This window comes from Halobacillus sp. BAB-2008 (genome assembly GCF_000328325.1).
GTDB lineage: Bacteria > Bacillota > Bacilli > Bacillales > Halobacillaceae > Halobacillus.
The window spans coordinates 1-22,870 of sequence record NZ_ANPF01000054.1 but is presented as its reverse complement, the minus strand read 5'-3'; the positions used below and the strand labels follow the sequence as shown (position 1 = coordinate 22,870).

Genomic DNA, 22,870 nt, shown 5'->3' with positions numbered 1-22,870 from the left:
AAAGGACCAGACTTCATCTGGTCCTTCCTTTTTTACTGCACATTCTCTTACCCGGCCTTCCTGCCGGCAACCTCAGGCATTCTCCTGGCAATTTCTTTTCCTATCTCCAACGAAGCCGTTGCCGCAGGAGAGGGAGCATTACACACATGGACGGTCCTTTTCCCTGCAATGATATGAAAATCATCTACCAATCTTCCGTCTTTCAACATGGCCTGCGCCCGCACCCCCGATTTTGTCGGGATGACATCCTCCGTTCCAATTTCCGGAACCAGACGCTGCAGGCTCTTCACGAAGCTCTGCTTATGAAAAGAGCGGAGCATTTCCTTCGATCCCTCTTTCACGTTCGCTCCGGCAAGCTTCCAAAACCCCGGGAAGGAGAGGACGTCCAAAGCATCCCTCCATCCAAAATCCGTCTTCTTGTACCCTTCCCGCTTCCAGCTCAAAACGGCATTAGGTCCTGCATGGACACCTCCGTCGATCATCTTCGTCAAATGCACGCCAAGGAAAGGGAAATCAGGGTTCGGTATCGGATAGATTAATCCTTTCACCAGGTGAGCCTTCTCAGGTGTCAATTCGAAATATTCCCCTCGGAAAGGAATGATTCTTACATCCGTGTGAATACCTGCCATCTTTACAAGTCGATCACTGAAAAGTCCTGCACAGTTGACCATGTACCTCGTTCGTATCGTCTTCTTTTCTGTCTCGATGTTCACATCTTCGGGTCCTTCGTTGATGGAACGGACGGCTTCTCCCATTAAAAATTCTGCGCCGCCGCCTTCCAACAGAGCCTTTAATTTGTGACTAACCTGCTTATAATCGACGATTCCGGTGGAGGGAACCTTTAACCCGGCAAGCCCGGCGACATGAGGTTCAATAGCGGTTAGTTCCCGCTTGTCCACCCTTGTCACGTTCAGCCCATTTTCCTGAACTCGTTTGTAAAGCGCTTCTAAACGCGGCAGCTCTTCCTGTTCCGTCGCTACCAGAACCTTTCCGCAGATATCGTGTGGAATGTTATGCATCCTGCAGAACGCTTCCATACTGTTCCGACCCTGAACGGCCATTCTCGCTTTTAAACTTCCCGGCTGGTAGTAAACCCCGGAATGGATGACGCCGCTGTTTCTGCCCGTTTGATGTTCTGCTATTTCTTTTTCTTTCTCGATAACGATTATCCTTGCATGTGGATGTTCCTGCATCAGTGCATAGGCAGTCGATAATCCTACAATTCCTCCACCAATGATTCCATAATCATACATCTGCATTCCCCCTTATTGTAAGAACCTCCCGCGCTGTCGGAGCAGCTCTCGGTGCAGGGATTCATTCCTCTCGAAACCGGCTCTCCCGTGCAGCCAAAAGCGGTTGTTGAGCATAACCAAGTCTCCGACCGGCAGTTCCAGCTCCAATACTCCAGCCGAATTTTCCATTGAACGGGATAACTGACTTAAGTATTGAGCTTCCTGCATCGTTTCGGGATACACAAATTGATCGATAAAGCAGATACAAGGTTTGTTATTCCACATATAAAATGTTTTGCGCGTGACTTCCTCCGACACGTTCTTACTGGCCGGCGCCTTATAAACAAATGGATGTTTCCCCAGCGGCTGGTTATAAAAGTAATCGAAATCCTCCCAATCATCCAAGTGCAGCAGACGGGAACTGCCACCGACCGCCTTTTCTTCTTCCATCTTCATCATCAAGAGCCAGTCCGTTGGCTCATCGACATACGTGCCATCTGTATGAAGGGTGAAGCGGCGATATGCCTGGCGAAGATACGAATCACTGTCATCTGTATGTTTCACGGAAAAGCGTGCGTAATACTTTTTAGACATGGCATCAAAGTTAGGAACTCCGGCAAGATGGGAAAGAGCTGTCGAGAACTTCACATAATCCTCTGTGGATGACGTACGCCCCTGTAATCCGATAGTAAAGCCTCCGGAATTTCTGTCGTGAAGCATCGTACAGACAAGCGTTTGAAAGTCTTCGTCTAACAATTGCATCAGAGCATCAGCCACGATCAGACGCTGGTAAGGTATATACTCCAGTTGTTCCACACTGATATCCTGCACTTCGTTCAAGAACTGGGTAACGACTTCTTCTTCCAATTGAATGGAATATAATCGCTGGTGTTTCGGATGCGGCACAATGTTATACCCTCTTCCAGCAAAAGTACGGAGACTATCTTTCTTCATTTCTACTGCACACATGTTTACTCCTCCATTTATTAAGTAGTAGGATATCCAGGGCCCTGGAAACGAAAAAAGCCAGTTTTCTCCCTTCTCTAAGGAGAAAACTGGCTTATACTGCGAATTCATCTCTGGATCCGGCAGAGACGAGACAGTCTTTACAGTTTCATTTTTTATTTTACGAAACGTTCTTTGTAACCGGTTGATGAAAGGGGCTTCCTCTCTATCTGGTTACTTCTAATTTGATAATACAACTAACTGAAATTTCTGTCAATACCTTCATCCTAAAAAGAGAGCACCATAAATAAGAGCCCCGAGGATGACGAACGCAGGGTTTAGTTTAACCTTCTCCAATAATACAAAGCTGACCACAATCAGTCCGGCTGTCTGGACGGTACCACTACCTTCATAAGAATTATGGAAGAATTCAAAAGCCATAACTCCCAGCAGAACAGCGATGACCGGCCGGATCAAACTCGTCATTTCCTTGACACGCGGGGAGTCCTTGAACTTAGATAATAAACGCATTAAGAACATCATTAAAATCAGGGACGGAGCAACTGTAGCAAACACTCCGACAAATGCACCTAATACTCCAGCCTGTTGATATCCGATTAAGCCGGCAATTTTCGTATTAATTGGTCCGGGCAGGGCATTTGCCAAGGCCAGCATTTCACTAAATTCAGAAACGGACATCCAGCCGAAACGGTCAACGATCTCGTTTTCCGTCAATGGAATGGCAGAAGGACCTCCCCCATAACCGACGATACCAGGGATGAAAAATGCAAGAAAGATCTTCCATAATATCATGACACCTGCCCCCTCTCTTTTTTACGAGGACGAAGCAGTGCGTAGGCCAACAGTGCCGCTATAAGTATAGCAGGGTGAACTCCCATCCATTCCATTAGGAAAAGCGAGAGAAGTCCAAGCGAAATGGCAAGAAGCCATCCCATATGTCCTTTCGCTTTTATCATAAAATCATAGGTGAGTTTAGCGAGCATGACTCCGACGACAGGAACGACTGCCTTCGTCATTCCGGACACCCATGCCTGATCTCTAAAGTTATTTAAAGATGTGAGGAAAATGATCAACAACACGATGGTTGGAAGGACCGAAGCCACCAGTGCATTCATCATCCCGACTACGCCCGACACGCGATAACCGATATATCCAGCCATTTTTGTGGCAATCGGGCCGGGCAGGGAATTCGCAAGAGCAAGGACGTCCCCGAACTCATCATCCGACATCCATTTATATTTCTCGACCACTTCCTTATGCACAAGAGGAATAGAAGATGGGCCGCCGCCATAGCCGAGCATGCCTACTCGGAAAAATGCTATAAAAATATCCCACTGTACCATTACCATACTCCTTTCTCCGCTCCCCACTGTACTCCAAATCGATTGGATTTTCTACTCTTACCTATCTCCTCTGGTACAATAAAGGGAAGCAAAAGAAGGGAGTCTTGCCGTTCATGAAATTTGTATTAGCACCGGATTCATTCAAAGGCAGTTTATCGTCAATCGAAGTCAGTCAGGCGATGAAACAGGCCATTCGTGCCGTTCTACCGGATACAGAAATCAGGGCTATACCGATGGCGGATGGAGGAGAAGGAACCATCGAAGCATTGGCAGCCTCTATTCCTCATGAAAAAATCTCCTTCCCATGTACCGGCCCCCTGGGAGAAGAATCGACGGGCTGGTATGTCAAGACGGAAGATAGAGCAATTATAGAAGGTGCAGCCATCGCGGGACTTCCTCTCGTCCCGAAGGACAAAAGAAACCCTGATCATACGACAAGCTACGGCATTGGCCAGGCAATCAGACATGCGCTCGATGAGGGTCTGCGCGACTTCATCATCGCAATCGGCGGCAGTTCTACAAATGACGGGGGACTCGGTATGCTTCAGGCTCTTGGAATAAAAGCATTAGATGGTAACCGACAGGCTGCAGGTATCTTCGGTAAAGACTTACATAACGTCGAGCATATGGACTTTACGACCATCGACCCAAGGATGTCGGAAGCGACGATTCAAGTAGCCTGTGATGTCGATAATCCATTAACAGGTAAATCCGGGGCCAGTCACGTTTATGGCAGACAAAAGGGAGCAACAACAGAGCAGATACTCGCCTATGATCAAGCGTTATCGTGTTATGGGAAATTGGTAGAAGAAGCAGTAGGTCATCCACTGATGGATCAGAAGGGAGCAGGTGCTGCAGGAGGACTCGGATTTGCTTTCCTGGCGCTTGGCGGCATCCTTACGTCCGGAGCCCAACTCGTGGGAGAGGCCGTCCAATTGGAAGAAGCGGTCCGGCATGCAGATTTGGTGATTACGGGGGAAGGGCAGAGTGACGATCAAACACTTTACGGCAAAGCACCAGGGTATATCGCCGAGCTATGCCACCGGCACAAAAAGCCGGTCATTCTCCTCTCCGGAAGTCTGGATGGAGATATTGAAAAACTCAACGATCGATTCACCGCCTGCTTTTCCATTGTACCTGGACCCAGGACACTCGATGACTGCCTGGACCATGCAGAAGCCTATGTGAAGCAAGCAACCACACAAATCGTACGGTTATTTAACCATAAGTGAGAGGAGGGCGCATGGCCCTCCTCTTTTTTATCTGATCAACTTGAACGTCCCCATTCCTTTGGCTGCCATCACACCCTCCCTGTCATACATTTCTGCTTCCGCAGTAACAATCTTATAGCCTTGCTGCAGCAACTTTCCTTTGGCGTAGAGATCGCCTCCAGAAACCGGTGCAAGATAATGGACATTCAGGTTTATAGTAGAACAGCGCGTCTTGGTCGCAGAACGGATTGTCATCCCGAGAATCAAGTCGATCATGGATGCGTGGACGCCTCCGTGCAACGTGCCGTTTACATTTCTAAGCTTATCTGTCACAGCAAGCTTCAGAAGAACATCCCCCTCTTCAAAGCGTATAATTTCAAACCCAATGTGCTGGAAATAAGGACTTTGTTCAAAACTTAAACGAACATCATCAACAGAAGCAAGCATGGAGTTATCCCCCTTCATTTCCCCTGGAAAACAGCCCTGCGTTTTTCCATAAAGGCCTTGGTCCCCTCATTTTTATCTTCCGAATTGAACAGGATCGCCTGAGACAGCTTTTCAAGAAGCAAGCCGGTCTTCATATCCGTCTCCGCTCCCATGTGTACGGTCAGCTTGGCAAGCTGGACTGCCAACGGTCCTTTGGCGAGGATCTTTGCAGACACTTCCTCCACTTTTGCTTTCAGGTGCTCCGGCGGTACCATGTCGGTTACAAGTCCTATTCTAAGCGCCTCCTCTGCTTCGATGACTTTTCCGGTCAAAATCATTTCCAGTGCTTTTCCTTTTCCGACAAGCCTTGTAAGCCGCTGGGTGCCTCCTGCGCCGGGGATGATGGACAAATTCAGTTCAGGAAGACCAAACTTTGCGTTAGAAGAAGCGATACGGATATCACAAGCCATAGCCAGTTCACATCCGCCACCTAAGGCGAGACCGTTGACCATGGCAATCGTCGGCTTTTCAAAACTCTCGATACGATCGTACACTTGCTGCATATCGTTTTCCTTTAAGGCATCGATGCCTTTCTTGTCAGGCATTTGACTAATATCCGCTCCGGCTGCGAACGCTTTCTCCCCGCTTCCAGTGAAGACGACGAGTTCGACTTCCGGATCGGCTGACGCTCGATCCAGTGCCTCCCTCATCTCCTCAAGCGTCTGTTTATTCAGTGCATTCCTTACTTCCGGACGATCGATCCTTAAATATGCGAGCTTCCCTTCTTTTCCATATTGAAGCATTTTCTCCTTCATACGTATCATCCCTTCCTTTTTTGGTCGATTTGTTCCACCATCAATGCCATTCCCTGTCCTCCGCCGGCGCATAAAGCAGCAATTCCTACCTGTTCGTTACGTTTCCTCATTTCGTGAAGCAGGGTTACAAGTATCCTCGCGCCGCTGGCACCGACTGGATGACCTAAGGCGATGGCTCCTCCATTGACGTTGACGCGTTCCCTGTCCAGTCCGAGTTCCTGTATGACAGCAAGGGATTGAGAGGCGAACGCTTCGTTCAGTTCGAATAAGCCGATATCTTCCATTCTCTTCCCTGTCCTTTGCAGAAGCTTCATAACGGCAGGTATCGGGCCGATCCCCATAATCTCCGGCGACACTCCCGAAGCAGCCCAATCCACAACCCGTGCGAGAGGAGTCAGCCCCATCTCCTCAGCCTTTGATGCGCGCATCATAATTAGTGCAGCTGCACCATCATTACGACCACAGGCATTTCCGGCTGTTACGGTGCCGCCTTCTTTAAAAACGGTCGGTAATGCGGCTAGTTTCTCCTCCGTTGTCTCCGGACGTGGATATTCATCCGTTTCAAAAATACTGGTACCTCCCCGCTTATTTAAAGAAACCGGAACAATCTCATTCTTAAACTTCCCATTGCTGACAGCTCTTCCAGCCCGCCGCTGGCTTTCCGCAGCAAACTGATCCTGTTCTTTTCGTGAAATACCGTAGCGCTCTGCGACATTTTCCGCTGTCACCCCCATCCCAAGACCACTTCCATATAGTTCATGAGGTTGCTGCCCTGCTTCTGTATTGGAGTCGACAAGGTGTGTCCGGTCGCCCCCAAACCTTGCGTTTCTAAGATATATTGGTGACCTGCTCATGCTTTCCGTTCCTCCTGCCACAACGATGTCCGCCTGCTTGAAAAGGATTTGCTGGACGGCGGAAGCGACACACTGCAGACCGGAAGCACATAAGCGGTTGATCGTATAGGCGGGAGATTCTTCCGGAATTCCTGCACGCAGAGCTGCGACCCTTGCGACATTGGAGGCTTCCGTTGTCTGCCTGACTTCTCCAAAAATCACCTCGTCGACTTGATCTTTTCCCACTCCCGAACGGTCCAGAGAAGCTTTAATGACAGTCGCTGCTAGGCTTGAGGAGGGCTGGTCTTTCAACGCTCCCCCGTATCGGCCGATTGCGGTTCGGACAGCACTGACAATGACGACGTCTTCCATCTCATTCCTCCTACCTGGCATATTCCTTCTTCAATTGTCCCGCAATGATGTTTTTCTGAATTTCAGAGGTTCCCTCATATATTCTTGTAATCCTGGCGTCACGGTAAAATCGTTCGATCGGGTAATCGGATATGTATCCAATCCCGCCATGGACTTGTACCGCTTTATCAGCGACGCGGTTGTAGACCTCGGATCCATATAACTTAAGCATGGCAGCTTCCTTGATCACCTTCTGTCCTTGATCGACCATCCAGGCAACTTTGTAGGTCAGTGCGCGAAGTGCTTCTATTTCCACCGCCATTTCCGAGACCATATGAGCTACTGCTTGATGATCAATGATTGGAACGCCGAACTGTTCCCGTTCCCGGGTATAGTGCATCGATAAGTCGAGCAGCTTTTGACAGGAGCCGAGATTCCTTGCAGCCAGCCCTGCCCGGCCATTGGCAAGTATCTTAAGCGCGTTGACATAACCTTGACCGATTTCTCCAAGAACATTCGCTTCCGGCACCTCACAATCTTCCATAATGACTTCCGCCGACTGGGAGCCGTGAAGCCCCATCTTCGGTTCTACTGCCCCTACGTGAAAGCCCGGAAAATCCTTCTGTATGAGGAACGACGTAATTCCCTTCGCTCCTTTCTCCGGATCAGTCACAGCCATTACCGTGAACACATCCGCAATAGGTGCGTTTGTTATATAGTGCTTCGTTCCGTTTAACAGATACGTATCGCCATGTTTGACGGCTGTCGTCTTCAAATTGGAGGCGTTGGAACCGGCACTCGGCTCGGTAAGGGCGAATGCGCCAATCGAATCCCCCCTTGCCATAGAGGGAAGATACCTTTCTTTCTGAAGATCATTTCCCATCTCGACAATGCCCACTGTTCCAATACCCGTATGCGCACCGATCATCGTGGTATAACCGTTGTGTGTCGCTCCAATTTCTTCATAAAGTGCACACTTACCGACCATTCCAATGCCAAGTCCTCCATAGGCTTCCGGTATACTCAAACCAAACAAGCCCATCTGTTTGGAAGCTTCCAAGATCTTATCGGGAATCCTGTCTTCTTTTTCGATGACTGCCGCTGCCGCTTCCACTTCCGACTGGACAAATTCTCTGACGTTTTTCTTCAATAATTCCACGTCTTTTCCCAAGGTGAAATCCATCTGCCGCTCTCCCTTCCTTTTTCTGCCTTCTATATAGGGAAAAGCCGGTCTATCAGTCTACTGATAAAACCGGCCATCCCGTCATTCTACAGCCAGGTCGACAACTTTGCCCTCTTCAATGACACCGATACGAAGATTGGTATGGAAGCCACCGTTCTCATCCAACTTAACAATGGTATAAACCTGCTTCTCTTCCGGCAGTGCTTCCAGACCTTTCTGCATATTTTCCCGGATTGCCTCAGGATTATCGACACTGCCTGCTGCTTTCATTGCTTCCATAAAAATATACGTGGCAACATAGTGATAGCCGGCCTCCGATCCAGGTGTTTCCCCATGTTCAGCTTCATATTTTTCTATGAATTCAGCCGTACCCGGAAAATCAGAATCTACTAATGGAAGCACTCCGACAGAACCGTTCAACATGTCATAGGATTCTGTAACGACTTTCATCTCATCGAACTTCGCCTGGTCCATGACAAGGAATCCGCCTTCAAAACCAAGCTCTCTTGCCTGCTTGGCTACTTTCGCCGTCGGTTCCGAAGGTCCTCCGATAAAGAGTACGTCCGGATCTTCCTTCAGCGCATTTGTCACGAGTGTGAAGAAATCCGTATCTTTTGTGAAATCGATGGAGGAGTTGTAGACGACCTCGCCACCCTGCTCCTCCCAGTAAGGAACAAGTGCTTCCGTCCAGTCTTTTCCGTATTGTGTCGCTGCAGGGAGTGCTGCGAGCTTCTTCCCATGGTTCTCCATGGCATAATTAGTGAACGGCTCCAAATAGCCATCATAGCTGGGCGGAATTCTTACCGTCAGTTCATTGCCTGCTGCTGTAATGTCCGGCTCACTGGAATAGGCGGCTACTAAGAAATTTTCCTCTTCATTGAAGACCTGCATTGCTTTGATTCCACCGCTGTGAGGAGAGAAAATGATCGGTGTGTCATTCTCCTGAAGCATGCGTTTAGCGTTCGCTGCCGTTTCGTTCGGGAGGTATTTGTCGTCGAGAGCAACGACGTTGAACTTATACGTCTGTCCATCGATTTCAAAACCACCGTTCTCATTAATTTCATCCACTGCCATCGAAAGCCCGTTCAAGGTTCTTTCCCCATAGTAGGCCGCAGGACCACTCAAAGGACCACTGTATCCGATATGGACGACTTCCTCCCCGTCCTTCACTTCCGGCTCATTCGTTTTTGCATCTGCCTCTCCTTCTCCTCCCGACTGGGTGGACGGGTTATCAATACATCCTGCCATAACCATCATCATCGCCAACATCACGAACAAAACCGATAGTTTCATAGATTTCATCGTATAATCCTCCTATGGTTTTTAACTGACTTGTGATTACGCACCAATATATGCTTTTCTTACGGTATCGTTGGCCAGCAGTTCTTCCGCCGTTCCTTGGACAACAACTCTGCCGCTTTCGTATACGTAGCCGCGATCCGCAATCTTCAAAGCTGCATAGGCATTCTGTTCCGCAAGCAGCACCGTTGTCCCGTCCTTATTAATCTTCCGGATGACGTCAAACATTTGCTCGACAATGAGCGGTGCGAGTCCGATGGATGGCTCGTCTAGAAGCAGAAGCTTAGGCTTCGCCATCATAGCCCGTCCAATGGCCAGCATCTGCTGCTGTCCTCCACTGAGTGATCCGGCAGCATCTTCCTTCTTATCGCGAAGGATCGGAAAGAGCTCATAGGCTTCTTCCAAAGATTGTTGAACCTGTTTCCGCTTTCTCCTGTGCACATATGCTCCCATTACAAGATTCTCTTTCACAGACATTTGCGGAAAAAGTTTTCGATCTTCCGCACACTGAACAATACCGGAACGGACAATTTTATCCGGAGCTGTCCCTTGAATGGGTTTTCCTTCAAACAGAATTGTACCGGTGCTCGGTTTATGAAGTCCGCTCACCGTATGGAAAGTAGTGCTTTTCCCCGCACCGTTCGAACCGAGGAGCACAACGAGTTCCCCTTCCGCTACGCGGAGATTGACATGTTCGACAGCGGCAAGATCGCCATATTTCACAGTCACATCCAACAGTTCAAGCACTGGCACTCCCTCCCAGGTAGGCTTCGATGACAGCTTGGTTATTCATTACTTCATCAGCTGTCCCTTCCGCAATCTTCTCGCCGTAATTCAACACCATGATTTTGCCTGCAAGTTTCATAATCATCTTCATTTTGTGCTCAATCAGACAGACAGTAATACCACGTTTGACCATTTTCTGCATGAGCTCTGCCAGGCCCTCCGTCTCCCCGGGGTTAATACCTGCGGTCGGTTCATCGAGAAAAACCACTTCCGGGTCGGTAGCGAGTGCCAGAGCAAAAGCGACACGTTTCTTTTCTTCCTGGGATATTCCTCCCGCAACTTTGTCGCGGACGTCCGTCAGTCCGACAAACTCCAGGACTTCCATCGCCTTATCCCGACACTTCTTCTCCTCTCTGTGGAATCGCTTCGTTCGGAGAATGGCATCCCACAGATTGGAATTCGTTCTCAGACGATGTCCAACAATGACGTTATCAAGCACCGTTGCCTGTTCAAATAAATTAGTGGTTTGGAAGGTTCGTGCCACTCCGAGCTTCGCAATCCTGTTCGGAGGCAGCTTTGTAATATCTTCTCCCTTGTAGAATACTTGACCGGTACTCGGTGTATAGGTCCCGCTTAACAAATTGAAGAATGTCGATTTCCCGGCACCGTTCGGACCGATAATGGCATTGATTTTCCCTGCTTCAATTGTGAAGTCCACTTCATTGACAGCGACAAGGCCTCCGAAGCGTTTCGTCAGCCCCTTCGTTTCCATTAACATCCTCATCCCTCCTTCACTTTTTGTTCCGATTCTTCTTCCTGTGGGTCGAAATACGCTTGGCGCCTTTTCGTTTCCGACCGCTTCTTCGACCCCATCTTTACGCGCCAGTCCATATAAGCTCCGGCAATCCCCCTCGGATAGAAAATGATTAACAGGGTGAGGAGTGGACCGAAGATCAGCATTCGATAATCCTGCAGAAATTGAAGCGACTGGGACAGGGCTACGATGAGAAACGTACCGACTATCGGTCCTGCTAAAGTGCCGATCCCGCCGACAAGCATGTACGTCAACAAGTCGAAGATGACCGTCATATAGCCAATATCAGGACCTATGAATCGAATGAAAGATGCATAGAGAGCACCGGCAAATCCAGCAAAGAAGGCAGACAGGACAAAGACAATCAGCTTATTCTTCATGGTCGAAATACCGATAGTTTTTGCAAGATCCTCCCCATTACGGATGGCTATAAAAGTACGGCCGGTCAGCGAGTGTACGATGCGGTACATAACGAGTATGGTGAGTAAAAGAAAAAATAGGATTAAGTAATATTGAGAGAGTGGTGTGTCAAATGACAATGGTCCAATTGCGGAGGGGGCGGGGATTCCAATCAAACCGCGGACACCGCCTGTGAGACTGTCCCATTTATCAATGACAAGGTAGATGATGTAACCGACACAAAGCGTGTAGATCGCAAAGAAGTGTTCTCTCGTCCGGAGAGCAATTAATCCGACGAGACAGCCGATGGCACTGGTAATCAGGCAGGCAAGCAGAAGAGACAGCCAGTAGTTGAGTTCTGCCTTGACCGTGAGGAGTCCCAGAGCATAAGCTCCGACAGCGAAGAAGCCGGCATGGGCAAGGGACAGATATCCCGTATAACCAGCGAGCAGGTTCAACCCATAGACCGCAATCATCCATATGAAGGCCAAAGTCAATACATGAAGGAAATAACCGTTATTCAGAACGAAGGGAAACAAAACAGCGACGAGGATGAACCCAATAATCCAGCCCCGTTGTTTAAGAAGCGCTCCCAATCAAAATCCCTCCCTTGCAAATAAACCTTTAGGCTTGATGGACAAGATGGCGACCAGAAGCAGAAACGCGATAATGTCTTTATAATCGTTGGATATATAGGTTGCACCGAGACTCTCGGTAAAGCCAAGAATATAGCCGCCGAGAATCGCCCCCGGGACGCTGCCCATACCACCGATGATAATAATGACAAATGCCTTCAATATAACGAGGTGGCCCATTCCCGGAAAAACGAGGTTAATCGGTGCAGACAAGGAAGCAGCAATGGCGGCAAGCGCGCCTGAGATCATGAACGTCAGCATGGCAACTTTGTTTGTGTTGATACCGACAAGGTGTGCCCCTTCCCGATTCTGAGCCATCGCGATAATCGTCGCTCCGACGTATGTCTTTTCAGGAACAAATAGAGGAGGACCATGACAACAATGGCACCAACGTTGATCAGCACCCGCTGCACCGTCGCCGTCATTCCAAAAATATCGACGACCTGCCCATATGGGGTAACCATCGTGCGGTAATCTGCTCCCCAAATTAATTGAGCGAAAGCTTCCAAAAATAACAGGATTCCGATGGCGGCAATTTTGTCATGGATCGGCGGGGCGTTACGGAGCGGATGAAATACAATCCGGTCCATCAGTACACCAAGCAGACCGACAACGAGGACGGAGACGGCCATAGCAACCCAGTAATGGACACCGTAAAGCAGCATCATAGTCAGAGTGACATACGCCCCGAGCATATATAATGCACCGTGAGCAAAGTTAGGAATATGAAGAATACCGTAAACAAGGGTGAGACCAAGGGCAACCAGACTGTAGACACTTCCGATTGTCAAGCCATTGAACAACTGTTGCATCAGAATATCCATGAAACTTCCCCTTTACGCTCGATTTTTAAGCATATGCCCCGGCCGCCCGGGGCATCGGTGTTCAGGATTCTTGATTGGCTTCGACCTTTTTGCGTTCATCCTCCTGCAGTTTCCGCCACAAAATCTTTCCGCTGTTGGTCATCGGAAGTTCCTGGATGAATTCAATCATCCGCGGATATTTATAAGCGGCCATTCTCTCTTTCGACCATGCAATGATTTCTTCTTCTGTAATATCACCTTCGTAGGATTCGTTCAGAATGACGAACGCTTTGATATTTTCTCCTTTACGCGGATCCGGTACACCGACGACACAGGCCTGCTGGACAGCGGGATGATCATAGAGAGCGGATTCCACCTCTGTCGGCCATACGTTATACCCTGAAGCATTGATCATTCGTTTCAGTCGATCGACGATAAAGTAATAGCCCTCCTCATCCATCCGGCCGATGTCCCCCGTTCGGAAAAAGCTCTTTCCGTCCATATCAAGAAACGCATGCTCGTTCTCCTCCGGACGATTGTAATACCCGACCATGATTTGTGGACCGTTCACAACGATTTCACCGACTTCTCCCGTCCCGACCTCCTCCAAGGTCGCAGGATCTATAATTCTCGCATCCACATTGAACGATGGAATACCGAGACATTGCATCTTCGGACGATCCGGTGGATTAAAATGGGTTTGGGCGATTGTTTCGGACAAACCGTATCCTTCAACAAATTCGAGGCCGGTAAGCTTGTACAGTTTTTCACCAAGCGCTTTTGGAAAGGATGCTCCTCCGCCGGAGATGGCGTAGAGAGTGGTCAAATCCTCTGCTTTCACTTCCGGATTGGCAAGAAAATCAACAAGCATTGTGCTGATTGTCACCCATTGCGTACATGCTTCATCTCTGATCGTCCGTCTTGCCATTTCCCGGTTCCACCGCGTCATTACGACTGCGGTATTGCCACTATAGACAGGCATAAGCATACTGTGGACCATACCTGTAACATGGAAGAATGGAAGCGTCGCGAGCGACTTGGAATCCATCGTCGTCCTGGACCAATAGAAGGCACCGAGTGTATTTGCCTGAACCGTACGATGCGTATGCATACATCCTTTCGGCAGCCCTGTCGTTCCCGAAGTATAAGGCATGACGGCAAGATCTTCTGCGCAGACATCGACATCTATCGGTGTATGCTCCCGCTCCAGAGCTTCGCTCCAGAGCGTAATCGCTTCCGATTCGAATACCCTTTTCTCTGCTGTTACTTCCTGCGGCTGGAGTTCTTCATCCTTCTTCCCGCGATAATCGGAATACGCCGCAGACAGAATGCTATGTAAAGTCGTAGATGTTAGCAGCGGTTCCACGACGGACATAAGCTCCTGACCTGCAATGGCGTGCTCAATGGCTCCGTCTTTTACATAAAACGCGAGCTCATCTGCTTTCAACATCGGATTGATGGGAACGACAACAGCTCCTGTACGCAGAATGGCAAAAAAACTGACGATATACTGAGGGGCATTCTGCATCAATAAAAGGATTTTATCCCCTTTTTTGACCTCCCACTCTCTCTGCATATATCCGGCAAGGGCATCAACTTCCCCCAGCAGCTTCTCATACGGTATAGTCGTGCCATAATAAGAAATGGCCGCATGCTTCGGATATCGGCGTGCGGACACTTGCAGGTTTTCATATATCGAGGTTTCCGGAATGGTCAGTGACTTCGTAAGCTTAGGCCAGAATTCATAATGTTTCGTGTGCATACATAGTCCTCCTTCTTCCTTTTTCACAAGACTTTTCTGTAAGCGCTTTCTAAACGGGACGAAAATTCAGCTGATCATCCATCCTCCATCGACCAGCAAATCGGTGCCTGTCATATAGGATGCTTCTTCGGAAGCTGCAAAGCAGATGACGGCTGCAATCTCTTCCGGTTTTCCTACCCTTTTCAATGCCGTATGACGTTGAATAGACTTCTCAAATTTTTCATTTTTCAACCCTTCTTCGGTCATCGATGTCACTGCAAATCCGGGAGAAACGGAATTGACGCGTACACCGGAATCTGCGAACTCCAATGCCAGCGCTTTCGTAAAATTGATGACCGCGGCTTTTGATGAACTGTAATGCGGAATTTTCGCTCCTGCCTTATGTCCGGACAAAGAAGCAACATTCACAATCGACCGTTTTCTACTTTCCTTCTCCATCATCAGTGGTGCCAATGCCTTCGATACGAGGAAGACACTCTTCAGGTTCACGTCCTGAATGCGGTCCCATTCCGACGCTTCCATTTCCAGAATAGAAGATTTCCCGGAGGTTCCCGCGTTGTTAACCAGAACATCCACGTTCCCATATGTTTCGTAGAGAAAAGCAGCAAGCCCAGCTACCTGCTCCTCTTCGGAAACGTCTGCTTGATAAATCGAAGCTCTTCGCGCTCCGAACGCTTCCTGAATATCCGCTGCCACATGCTCAAGCTTGGAAGTCGTCCGTCCTACAAGGACCACAACCGCTCCTTCTTCAGCCAGTCTCATAGCAGTCGCTGCTCCGATTCCGCTGCCGGCTCCGGTCACGACGGCGACTGTGGAATCAAATCTTCCCACGGCTCCCACTCCTTTCCGTCATAAGACAATCGTCAAGTAAAAGGCGAAGCTCATCGGGAATCCGTTCACTTATTTGCTTATCATAATTGAAATGAACAATGACGGCACTCGCTTTCGCTACCAGCTCCTCTGTTCCTTCGACGATGATCCGATGCCCGAAGGAAAAACTGCTGTTGCCGATATCAGATACCCAGGACTGGACAATAAGCGGCTGTCCGAAATAGGCCTGGCTGACGAAATCGCACGTCGTTGTTGCAAGGATGAACGTTCCAACTGTATTCAAGTGGCTCGGGAAAATATCTTGAAAGAACTTTCCCCGTGCCTCTTCCAAGTAGATGAAGTAGCTCGTATTATTGACGTGTCCAGCCATATCCGTCTCGCAGAAACGGACCCTCACTTTACTCTCATGCTCCACTTCCTCACCCTTCTGACTAGTCAGTATGTTATGGCGATAGCTCTTAAAGAGCTATCAGGATTTTGCAATTCCGTTCAAAATCATTTCAAGATAAATGGAAGTGAGATCCTCCTCAGAAACTTTCCCGGTTGGATCAAACCAATAATAGCTCCAGTTCGTCATACCAAGAATTCCACGTGTCACCATATCCGGATTCATCCCTTCCTCGAACTCCCCGTTCGAGATTCCTTCCTCGACTACCTTTTGGACATTCACCCGGAACTGGTCCCTCTTTTCAATAATCGGTTCCAAGTAATCCGGACCCAGATTCCGCATTTCACGGAAAAAGATTCGGGCACTCTGCTTTCGATCCTTAATGCTGTGGATACTCATATAGATCATGCTGCGGAGCTTTTGCTTGCTATCTTTCGAGACGTCATGCAGAATCTCCTCCTGGTTCCGCAAAAGAAATTCAATGAAGTCCAAATGGATGACCGTCAAAAGCTCCTGTTTGTTTTTGAAATAATAGTAAAAGGTACCTTTTGTTACACCGATCTCTTCCACGATTTCCTGCAGAGACGTTTCGGTAAATCCTTTTTCATCAAAAAGGTGGATACTGGTATGAATGATTTTATCTCGCATAGAAAAACACGATCCTCTCGTTTAGGGATGATATAAATTATAACATTCCTAAATCGGGAAAAAGCGACGGATTTCGTCAATCACGTTCGATGATCATCGATATCCCCTGGCCGCCTCCGATACAAGCCGTGATCAACGCATATCTTCCACCGATGCGTTTCAGCTCATAGGCTGCTTTCGTCGTCAGGATCGCTCCGGTCGCACCGAGTGGATGGCCATGAGAAATGGCTCCGCCGTTAACGTTCACCTTCTCCATATTCATTTTCAATTCCGCCTGACAGGCAAGAACCTGGGCTGCGAACGCCTCATTAATTTCAATGACATCCATGTCAGCCAGTGATAATCCCGTCTGCTCCATGATTTTTTGTGTGGCGGGAACCGGACCTATCCCCATAATGTTAGGGTCAACGCCGGCAACCGTACAGGCAACAATTTTTGCGAGCGGCTCCACTCCAACCGCCTCCGCTTTTTCACGCGACATAAGGGTTAATGCAGCAGCGGCATCGTTCAACCCGGAACTGTTCGCTGCCGTCACACTGCCCCCTTGAGCAAATGCAGGCTTCAGCTTCGCCATCCCCTCAATCGTTGAGGACGGTCGTGGATGTTCATCCTGTTTAAATTCGACCGGTTCACCTTTCCGCACTGGAATGTGAAGAGGTACAATCTGTTCATCGAACCGCCCTTCTGCCATGGCCAGCCCCATCCGCTCCTGACTACGCTGGGCAAACGCATCTTGATCCTCCCGGGATATATTGTACTGTTCGGCAAGGTTTTCTGCCGTGATTCCCATGGGTGGATCTCCAATCTCCTTCGGCGATAACTGTGAGGATCGGAACGATGGGGGGACAGGACTGTAGGGACGCTCCGGCCGATCCATCAGATAAGGAGCCCTGCTCATGCTTTCTGTTCCCCCAGCGACATATACATCTCCGTCTCCAGATCTAATGGCTTGAGCAGCTAAGTGAATAGCATTCACCCCGGACCCGCACTGGCGGTCCACCGTCAATCCGGGGATTTTCATTGATAACCCTGTCTGCAGGGCGGAAAATCTGGCAATATTTCCTCCCCCGCTCAAAACATTACCGAAAATGACGTCTTCAATCTGTTCGGGATTGACTTTCGCACGCTTCACGGCTTCCTTAATAACTTCTGCGCCAAGAACATGCGCCGGTACGGTTGCAAGAGAACCTCCCTGCTTTCCAATGGCCGTCCGGACTGCTGATACGATCACTGCATCTCTATTCCCCAATTACTCCACTCCCTTCGAAAATGTCACATAGCATGAGAACCACCATCGATGATGACGACATCCCCTGTAATATGGTTCGACGCCCGTGAACTTAAGAATATTGCCGTTCCTTTCAAATCATCATCGCCGCCGAACTTCCGCAGAGGCGTCCGATTAAGAAACGTATCCTCTCCCCGCTCCATCAGAACCTTGGACATTTTCGTCGGGAAGAATCCAGGTGCAATCGCATTAACGCGGATACCACGGGGACCCCATTTGACGGCAAGATCTTTTGTAAACGTAAGGACGGCACCTTTGCTTGAGTTGTAACCGATTGTATCCATTTGTTCCGGATCAGACCCTTTCATTCCAGCTACGGAAGCGATGTTAATAATGTTTCCTTCTCCTTGTTCCAGCATTATTTTTCCTACGGCCTGGGACATGAGGAACGTTCCTGTGACGTTCACATCCATGACCTTCTGCCAGGCTGCAAGCGGCATTTCTTCCATTGGTGCTCCCCAGGTCGCCCCGCTGTTATTGACCAAAATATCAATGCGGCCGAAATGATCCACGGTCTGATCGACCACATGCTGAATGCTGGAAGCATCTGTTACGTCGCACTCGAACGCCAGCGCATCGACCCCTTCTTTTTTAAGCAAATCACGCACTTGTTCACAGGGCTCTAGTTTCCTTGAACAAACGACGACATGTGCACCTGACTCGGCCAAGCCAAGCGCGATCTGCTTCCCAAGCCCGCGACCACCTCCGGTAACGACGGCTACTTTGCCGCTTAAATCGAAAAGGTCTTTAGCGTGCATGGACTTCGCTCCTCTTTGAAGCTTTTTGCAGTTCATACTTCGCTACCGCACGCCGGTGTACCTCATCCGGACCGTCCGCAAGACGAAGGGTGCGGATGTTGGCCCAGCTTGCGGCAAGGGACTGATCTTCACTGACACCGGAAGCACCGAAAGCCTGGATGGCTCTGTCGATGACATTCAAGGCAATGTCGGGTGCCACTACTTTGATCATGGCGATTTCCGATTTTGCTTCCTTGTTTCCAACTGTATCCATCATGTACGCAGCCTTCAGTGTCAAAAGACGGGCCTGTTCGATTTCTATCCGTGAATCAGCGATCCATTCCCGAACAACTCCTTGATCCGCGATTTTCTTTCCAAACGCTGTACGTTCCTGAACACGTGCACACATCTGTTCAAGCGCGCGTTCTGCTGCACCGATTGTGCGCATACAGTGGTGAATACGTCCCGGGCCGAGACGGCCTTGTGCGATGGCAAATCCTTTTCCTTCTCCCCAAAGCAAATTAGTGGCCGGAACGCGCACATCCTTGAATTCTATCTCCGCATGACCGTGAGGCGCATGGTCATAACCGAATACCGGAAGCATCCGTTTGATAGTGACGCCTTTTGTATCCAGTGGGACAAGAATCATCGACTGCTGCTCATGCTTCGGTGCATCGGGGTCCGTTTTACCCATTAAAATGCTGATTTTACAACGAGGATCTCCTGCTCCGGAGGACCACCATTTCGTTCCGTTGATGACATATTCATCCCCGACCCTCGTGATACTCGTCTGCACATTCGTAGCATCCGATGAAGCAACATCCGGCTCGGTCATCGAGAAACAGGAACGGATCTCTCCGTTTAATAACGGTTCAAGCCACTGCTTCTTCTGCTCGTCCGTTCCGTATCGGACGAGCACTTCCATGTTACCTGTGTCAGGTGCCGCACAGTTGAACACTTCCGGTCCGACGAAGGAACGTCCCATAATTTCACACAGTGGAGCATACTCCATGTTCGTCAAACCTGCTCCATATTCGCTGTCCGGTAAGAACAAGTTCCAAAGCCCTGCTTCTTTGGCCTTCTGCTTCCATTCGTCCATGATTGGCGGAATGTTTTCGAAACGATCCTGTTTTCCAAGCTGTTCTTCATAGATCGCTTCGTTCGGGTAGATATGTGTATCCATGAATTCCTTCAACTTCTCCTGCAAGGCTTTTACCTTATCGGAATGTTCAAAGTACATATAACATCCTCCTTAATGAATAGGCGCTTCTATTAAACGCTTACAAAATACAACATTCCCTTTGATGACATCTTCTTCTTTCTGATTCCTTGCATACACGCGGAACGTAGTCTTCTCTTCCGTATCCTCTTCCACTTCCGCATGAAGGGTGAGCACATCACCAAGGAACACCATGCCCTTGAAGCGGATGGAATAATCCTGGATGAAGCCTTGGTCATAGTAAGGAGTAAACAGCTTGGACAAATTCCCCATCGTCCACATGCCGTGAGCGATCACCCCCGGAAGTCCTGCCCTTTCCGCTTCCTTATCGATCGTGTGGATCGGATTGTAATCGCCGGATGCTCCTGCATACTTGATCAAATCCAGCCTCGTTACCGGTTTCATCGTCACCGTATCGAGGGTTTCCCCAGCTTTCCAATTCGTCATACGCGCATCTCCTTCCTGACCGCTTCTGTAATGATCGCTGTCTGCTCTTCTGAGAAAATCAAACGACCTTCCAAGTCCTCTCCATACTTTTTCACTTTTAAGAATCCCATATTGCCGCTGGAGCCGCTCCGTTCGTAATAATCTTCGATGACCGTATAACAGAGCACTTCCTCCCCGACGAACAGCGGGCGCTCATAATGATAGTGCTGCTCTCCGTGGATAAGCCCTTTAGCGGGAAGATCCAGACCCTTCACGCTTCCATAATCAAACACTCTCGGAAATGTAGGTGGGGCAATATTACGCGTGTAAGCGACATCATCCAAATAAACAGGATGAGGGTCACCGATTGCCTCGGCGAACTTGATGACCGCTCCCCGCTCTACCGTGTTCTTCACTTTTTCGGATTTCTTTCCGACCGCATGTTTAAACATAGGTATCCTCCTTTTAGTTCCTCGGGCCACCGGCGACATAGATGACCTGCCCGCTTACGAACGAAGATTTTTCGTCAGCGAAAAACGCCACTGCGTTCGCAATATCTTCTGGATGCCCGCTCCGGCCTACCGGTATATTCTGAACGCTTAAGCGAATCATTTCTTCAAAAGAAATTCCTACCCTTTCAGCCGTCTGCTTCGTCATTTCTGTTTCGATGAATCCCGGCGCAACGGCATTTGCGGTAATACCGAATTTTCCAAGCTCAATGGCAAGCGTTTTTGTAAACCCCTGCAGGCCGGCTTTCGCTGTGGCATAGTTTGCCTGTCCCCGGTTTCCTAATGCAGACGTGGAGGAAATGTTTATAATTCTTCCGTATTTACTTTCAACCATGTACTTTTGTGCAGCTTTGGCAGCGTTGAACGACCCTTTCAAATGAACGTTCATGACTGTATCCCAGTCCTCTGCTGTCATTTTAAACAGCATATTATCTTTGATTACACCAGCATTGTTGACAAGAATATCGATCGATCCAAAGCGCTTATAGGCTTCCTGCATCGCATCTTCCACCTGGCTGAAATCACTGACGTCCGCGACTTTCGTGTACAGCTCAAGTCCTTCTTCTTTAAATTCTGCTTCTACTTCCTGCAGCGCTTCTTCATTAATATCGATGACAGCGATTTTTGCGCCTTCCACAGCTAAGTGTTTGGCAATACCCTTGCCGATCCCGCGGCTTCCACCGGTAACAAAAGCGACACGATCCTTAAATCTATCCGCCATGCTGCTTCCCCTCCTTTATCCAATTTTCACATGCCCTTTAAGTAAATTTCGAGATATGATCAGCCTTTGAATTTCATCTGTTCCGTCGTAAATCCTCCAAAGCCTCGCTTCTCTGTACCAGCGCTCAATCGGCAGTTCCTTCGTATACCCCATGCCGCCATGGATCTGTAAGACGCGGTCGATAACGTTGTTTCCCATGTTAGCCCCATACAGTTTGGCCATCGAAGCATAATGTCTGTTATCTTCCCCCTGATCCAGCGTGAACGCAGCGTTTAACACCAGCCACTTCGCCGCCTCAATCTCTACTGCGGAATCAGCAATCTGCCACTGGATCGCCTGTCTCGTTGAAATCGGCTTACCAAAGGTTTCCCGCTCATTGGCGTAGTCGATTGCCATATTGAGAAGACGTTCTGCTGCGCCGACCGCCCGTGCTCCAACGATCCAGCGGGCGAAGCCAATCCATTCCAAGCCGAGGTCGTATCCTTTATGAAGTTCACCGAGAATATTTTCTTCCGGGACACGTACATTGTCGAAAACAAGCCCCGCCGGTCCCCATTCTCCCATCGTGTGAATATATTCAGACTTCCACCCCATATCGCGGTCAGCAATAAAGCAGGTGACTCCTTCCCTGCCGTTGGACGTTTGGTGAAGCTCTTTGTCCGTGATGGCGATGACCATGACGAAATCCGCTTCGTTTCCACCAGTGATGAATGTTTTCTCCCCGTTTAACACCCAGCCGTCTCCATCTTTCACAGCCGTCATCCTTATGTTCCTCGTATCCGATCCCGCCCCCGGTTCTGTCATGGCAAAGCAGGATTTCTTCTCTCCATTGATGGTAGGGAGCAGGTATTTCTCCTTTTGCTCTTCGTTCCCATAGTAAAGAATATTGTCTGCAGAACCACCGAACTGAAACGGAACGAACGTGCGGGAAACCTCCATCATGACGATGGCGAGCATCATCTGACCGAGGTCAGCTCCTCCATATTCTTCTGGGGTATTTATGCCCCAGAACCCGGCATCCTTCGCTTTCTGCTGCAGCTCCTCTAATTTCCCGGCAGGAAGACTGGGCTTTCCTTCCCGTTCATTTCTAAGCACATCATTTTCAAGAGGTATCAATTCTTTCTCCACAAATTTTCGTATTGTTTTTCTGACCATTTCCTGTTCATCGGTCAAACGTAAATGCATAACTTTTCCCCCTCTTCATCGATACACATACCTACCGGTTAGTATGTTACTTCTATATTATTTTAAATTTTCTAAAAATACAACAACTTTTGAAGAAATATCCATATGAAACACCTAAAA

Annotated in this window: 24 protein-coding genes and 1 pseudogene; 1 reads left to right on the top strand and 24 read right to left on the bottom strand. The window is 48.9% G+C overall.

Annotation, left to right across the window (positions count from 1 at the left end):
* Positions 1–47 precede the first annotated feature (47 nt).
* From lhgO to D479_RS12725, 4 genes are all read right to left on the bottom strand, one after another.
* Entirely contained in the window at positions 48–1,253 is a 1,206-nt protein-coding gene (gene lhgO, locus D479_RS12740) for an L-2-hydroxyglutarate oxidase (RefSeq protein WP_008637691.1), read from the bottom strand.
* A 12-nt stretch (positions 1,254–1,265) separates the two neighbouring features.
* The gene (glaH, locus tag D479_RS12735; RefSeq protein WP_008637690.1) at positions 1,266–2,201 is read right to left on the bottom strand and encodes a glutarate dioxygenase GlaH; all 936 of its coding nucleotides are present in this window, start codon (positions 2,199–2,201) and stop codon (positions 1,266–1,268) included.
* A gap of 258 nt (positions 2,202–2,459) precedes the next feature.
* Positions 2,460–2,990 carry a chromate transporter gene (locus D479_RS12730; RefSeq protein WP_008637689.1) on the bottom strand — a complete coding sequence of 177 codons (531 nt, stop codon included), beginning with the start codon at positions 2,988–2,990 and terminating at the stop codon, positions 2,460–2,462.
* Positions 2,987–3,541, bottom strand: a complete 555-nt coding sequence (locus D479_RS12725; RefSeq protein ID WP_008637688.1) for a chromate transporter — start codon at positions 3,539–3,541, stop codon at positions 2,987–2,989. The genes D479_RS12730 and D479_RS12725 overlap by 4 nt, the downstream gene beginning before the upstream one ends.
* A gap of 113 nt (positions 3,542–3,654) precedes the next feature.
* On the opposite strand from D479_RS12725, the gene D479_RS12720 reads away from it, so the two are divergent.
* Entirely contained in the window at positions 3,655–4,773 is a 1,119-nt protein-coding gene (locus tag D479_RS12720; protein WP_008637687.1) for a glycerate kinase, read from the top strand.
* A 27-nt stretch (positions 4,774–4,800) separates the two neighbouring features.
* Here the strand turns inward: D479_RS12720 and D479_RS12715 are convergent, their stop codons facing one another.
* From D479_RS12715 to D479_RS12620, 20 genes and pseudogenes are all read right to left on the bottom strand, one after another.
* On the bottom strand, positions 4,801–5,199 hold the full coding sequence (locus D479_RS12715) for a PaaI family thioesterase (protein ID WP_008637686.1): 399 nt from the start codon (positions 5,197–5,199) through the stop codon (positions 4,801–4,803).
* A 14-nt stretch (positions 5,200–5,213) separates the two neighbouring features.
* Entirely contained in the window at positions 5,214–5,993 is a 780-nt protein-coding gene (locus D479_RS12710) for an enoyl-CoA hydratase-related protein (RefSeq protein ID WP_008637685.1), read from the bottom strand.
* Positions 5,994–5,998: 5 nt separating this feature from the next.
* Positions 5,999–7,198: a thiolase family protein gene (locus D479_RS12705; protein ID WP_008637684.1), complete on the bottom strand. Its 1,200-nt coding sequence runs from the start codon at positions 7,196–7,198 to the stop codon at positions 5,999–6,001.
* Positions 7,199–7,208: 10 nt separating this feature from the next.
* Positions 7,209–8,360, bottom strand: coding sequence for an acyl-CoA dehydrogenase family protein (locus D479_RS12700; protein ID WP_008637683.1), 1,152 nt, complete (start codon positions 8,358–8,360; stop codon positions 7,209–7,211).
* Positions 8,361–8,441: 81 nt separating this feature from the next.
* Positions 8,442–9,662 (bottom strand): ABC transporter substrate-binding protein, encoded by a 1,221-nt coding sequence (locus D479_RS12695; protein WP_008637682.1) that lies wholly within the window; start codon positions 9,660–9,662, stop codon positions 8,442–8,444.
* Between the two features lie 36 nt (positions 9,663–9,698).
* Positions 9,699–10,406 carry an ABC transporter ATP-binding protein gene (locus D479_RS12690; RefSeq protein WP_008637681.1) on the bottom strand — a complete coding sequence of 236 codons (708 nt, stop codon included), beginning with the start codon at positions 10,404–10,406 and terminating at the stop codon, positions 9,699–9,701.
* The gene (locus D479_RS12685; protein ID WP_008637680.1) at positions 10,399–11,163 is read right to left on the bottom strand and encodes an ABC transporter ATP-binding protein; all 765 of its coding nucleotides are present in this window, start codon (positions 11,161–11,163) and stop codon (positions 10,399–10,401) included. Before D479_RS12685 ends, D479_RS12690 begins: the two co-directional genes overlap by 8 nt.
* A 2-nt stretch (positions 11,164–11,165) precedes the next feature.
* Positions 11,166–12,194, bottom strand: a complete 1,029-nt coding sequence (locus D479_RS12680) for a branched-chain amino acid ABC transporter permease (RefSeq protein ID WP_008637679.1) — start codon at positions 12,192–12,194, stop codon at positions 11,166–11,168.
* Positions 12,195–13,057, bottom strand: a pseudogene (locus tag D479_RS12675) (branched-chain amino acid ABC transporter permease).
* Positions 13,058–13,118: 61 nt separating this feature from the next.
* The gene (locus D479_RS12670; protein WP_008637673.1) at positions 13,119–14,798 is read right to left on the bottom strand and encodes a long-chain-fatty-acid--CoA ligase; all 1,680 of its coding nucleotides are present in this window, start codon (positions 14,796–14,798) and stop codon (positions 13,119–13,121) included.
* 66 nt (positions 14,799–14,864) lie between these two features.
* Positions 14,865–15,629, bottom strand: a complete 765-nt coding sequence (locus D479_RS12665) for an SDR family oxidoreductase (protein WP_008637671.1) — start codon at positions 15,627–15,629, stop codon at positions 14,865–14,867.
* Entirely contained in the window at positions 15,616–16,044 is a 429-nt protein-coding gene (locus D479_RS12660) for a thioesterase family protein (protein ID WP_008637669.1), read from the bottom strand. Before D479_RS12660 ends, D479_RS12665 begins: the two co-directional genes overlap by 14 nt.
* A gap of 54 nt (positions 16,045–16,098) precedes the next feature.
* On the bottom strand, positions 16,099–16,665 hold the full coding sequence (locus D479_RS12655; RefSeq protein WP_008637667.1) for a TetR/AcrR family transcriptional regulator: 567 nt from the start codon (positions 16,663–16,665) through the stop codon (positions 16,099–16,101).
* A 76-nt stretch (positions 16,666–16,741) separates the two neighbouring features.
* Positions 16,742–17,914, bottom strand: a complete 1,173-nt coding sequence (locus tag D479_RS12650; RefSeq protein WP_008637665.1) for a thiolase family protein — start codon at positions 17,912–17,914, stop codon at positions 16,742–16,744.
* Between the two features lie 23 nt (positions 17,915–17,937).
* Positions 17,938–18,711 carry an SDR family oxidoreductase gene (locus tag D479_RS12645; protein ID WP_008637662.1) on the bottom strand — a complete coding sequence of 258 codons (774 nt, stop codon included), beginning with the start codon at positions 18,709–18,711 and terminating at the stop codon, positions 17,938–17,940.
* On the bottom strand, positions 18,701–19,930 hold the full coding sequence (locus tag D479_RS12640; RefSeq protein ID WP_008637660.1) for an acyl-CoA dehydrogenase family protein: 1,230 nt from the start codon (positions 19,928–19,930) through the stop codon (positions 18,701–18,703). The genes D479_RS12645 and D479_RS12640 overlap by 11 nt, the downstream gene beginning before the upstream one ends.
* Before the next feature lie 12 nt (positions 19,931–19,942).
* On the bottom strand, positions 19,943–20,356 hold the full coding sequence (locus D479_RS12635) for a MaoC/PaaZ C-terminal domain-containing protein (RefSeq protein WP_008637658.1): 414 nt from the start codon (positions 20,354–20,356) through the stop codon (positions 19,943–19,945).
* Positions 20,353–20,787 (bottom strand): MaoC family dehydratase N-terminal domain-containing protein, encoded by a 435-nt coding sequence (locus tag D479_RS12630; RefSeq protein ID WP_008637657.1) that lies wholly within the window; start codon positions 20,785–20,787, stop codon positions 20,353–20,355. The genes D479_RS12635 and D479_RS12630 overlap by 4 nt, the downstream gene beginning before the upstream one ends.
* 13 nt (positions 20,788–20,800) lie before the next feature.
* Positions 20,801–21,565 (bottom strand): 3-oxoacyl-ACP reductase FabG, encoded by a 765-nt coding sequence (gene fabG, locus D479_RS12625; protein ID WP_008637656.1) that lies wholly within the window; start codon positions 21,563–21,565, stop codon positions 20,801–20,803.
* A 15-nt stretch (positions 21,566–21,580) separates the two neighbouring features.
* Positions 21,581–22,750: an acyl-CoA dehydrogenase family protein gene (locus D479_RS12620; RefSeq protein ID WP_008637655.1), complete on the bottom strand. Its 1,170-nt coding sequence runs from the start codon at positions 22,748–22,750 to the stop codon at positions 21,581–21,583.
* Positions 22,751–22,870: the final 120 nt, after the last annotated feature.

Excerpts from the sequence above, each read along its gene's own strand:
- lhgO (WP_008637691.1), bottom strand. The coding sequence starts at position 1,253 with ATGTATGATTATGGAATCATTGGTGGAGGAATTGTAGGATTATCGACT.
- D479_RS12700 (WP_008637683.1), bottom strand. The coding sequence starts at position 8,360 with ATGGATTTCACCTTGGGAAAAGACGTGGAATTATTGAAGAAAAACGTC.
- D479_RS12695 (WP_008637682.1), bottom strand. The coding sequence starts at position 9,662 with ATGAAATCTATGAAACTATCGGTTTTGTTCGTGATGTTGGCGATGATG.
- D479_RS12720 (WP_008637687.1), top strand. The coding sequence starts at position 3,655 with ATGAAATTTGTATTAGCACCGGATTCATTCAAAGGCAGTTTATCGTCA.
- D479_RS12710 (WP_008637685.1), bottom strand. The coding sequence starts at position 5,993 with ATGAAGGAGAAAATGCTTCAATATGGAAAAGAAGGGAAGCTCGCATAT.
- D479_RS12730 (WP_008637689.1), bottom strand. The coding sequence starts at position 2,990 with ATGATATTATGGAAGATCTTTCTTGCATTTTTCATCCCTGGTATCGTC.
- D479_RS12685 (WP_008637680.1), bottom strand. The coding sequence starts at position 11,163 with ATGTTAATGGAAACGAAGGGGCTGACGAAACGCTTCGGAGGCCTTGTC.
- D479_RS12670 (WP_008637673.1), bottom strand. The coding sequence starts at position 14,798 with ATGCACACGAAACATTATGAATTCTGGCCTAAGCTTACGAAGTCACTG.
- D479_RS12655 (WP_008637667.1), bottom strand. The coding sequence starts at position 16,665 with ATGCGAGATAAAATCATTCATACCAGTATCCACCTTTTTGATGAAAAA.
- D479_RS12640 (WP_008637660.1), bottom strand. The coding sequence starts at position 19,930 with ATGTACTTTGAACATTCCGATAAGGTAAAAGCCTTGCAGGAGAAGTTG.
- D479_RS12645 (WP_008637662.1), bottom strand. The coding sequence starts at position 18,711 with ATGCACGCTAAAGACCTTTTCGATTTAAGCGGCAAAGTAGCCGTCGTT.
- D479_RS12635 (WP_008637658.1), bottom strand. The coding sequence starts at position 20,356 with ATGACGAATTGGAAAGCTGGGGAAACCCTCGATACGGTGACGATGAAA.
- fabG (WP_008637656.1), bottom strand. The coding sequence starts at position 21,565 with ATGGCGGATAGATTTAAGGATCGTGTCGCTTTTGTTACCGGTGGAAGC.
- D479_RS12725 (WP_008637688.1), bottom strand. The coding sequence starts at position 3,541 with ATGGTACAGTGGGATATTTTTATAGCATTTTTCCGAGTAGGCATGCTC.
- D479_RS12705 (WP_008637684.1), bottom strand. The coding sequence starts at position 7,198 with ATGGAAGACGTCGTCATTGTCAGTGCTGTCCGAACCGCAATCGGCCGA.
- D479_RS12620 (WP_008637655.1), bottom strand. The coding sequence starts at position 22,750 with ATGCATTTACGTTTGACCGATGAACAGGAAATGGTCAGAAAAACAATA.
- glaH (WP_008637690.1), bottom strand. The coding sequence starts at position 2,201 with ATGTGTGCAGTAGAAATGAAGAAAGATAGTCTCCGTACTTTTGCTGGA.
- D479_RS12630 (WP_008637657.1), bottom strand. The coding sequence starts at position 20,787 with ATGTTTAAACATGCGGTCGGAAAGAAATCCGAAAAAGTGAAGAACACG.
- D479_RS12715 (WP_008637686.1), bottom strand. The coding sequence starts at position 5,199 with ATGCTTGCTTCTGTTGATGATGTTCGTTTAAGTTTTGAACAAAGTCCT.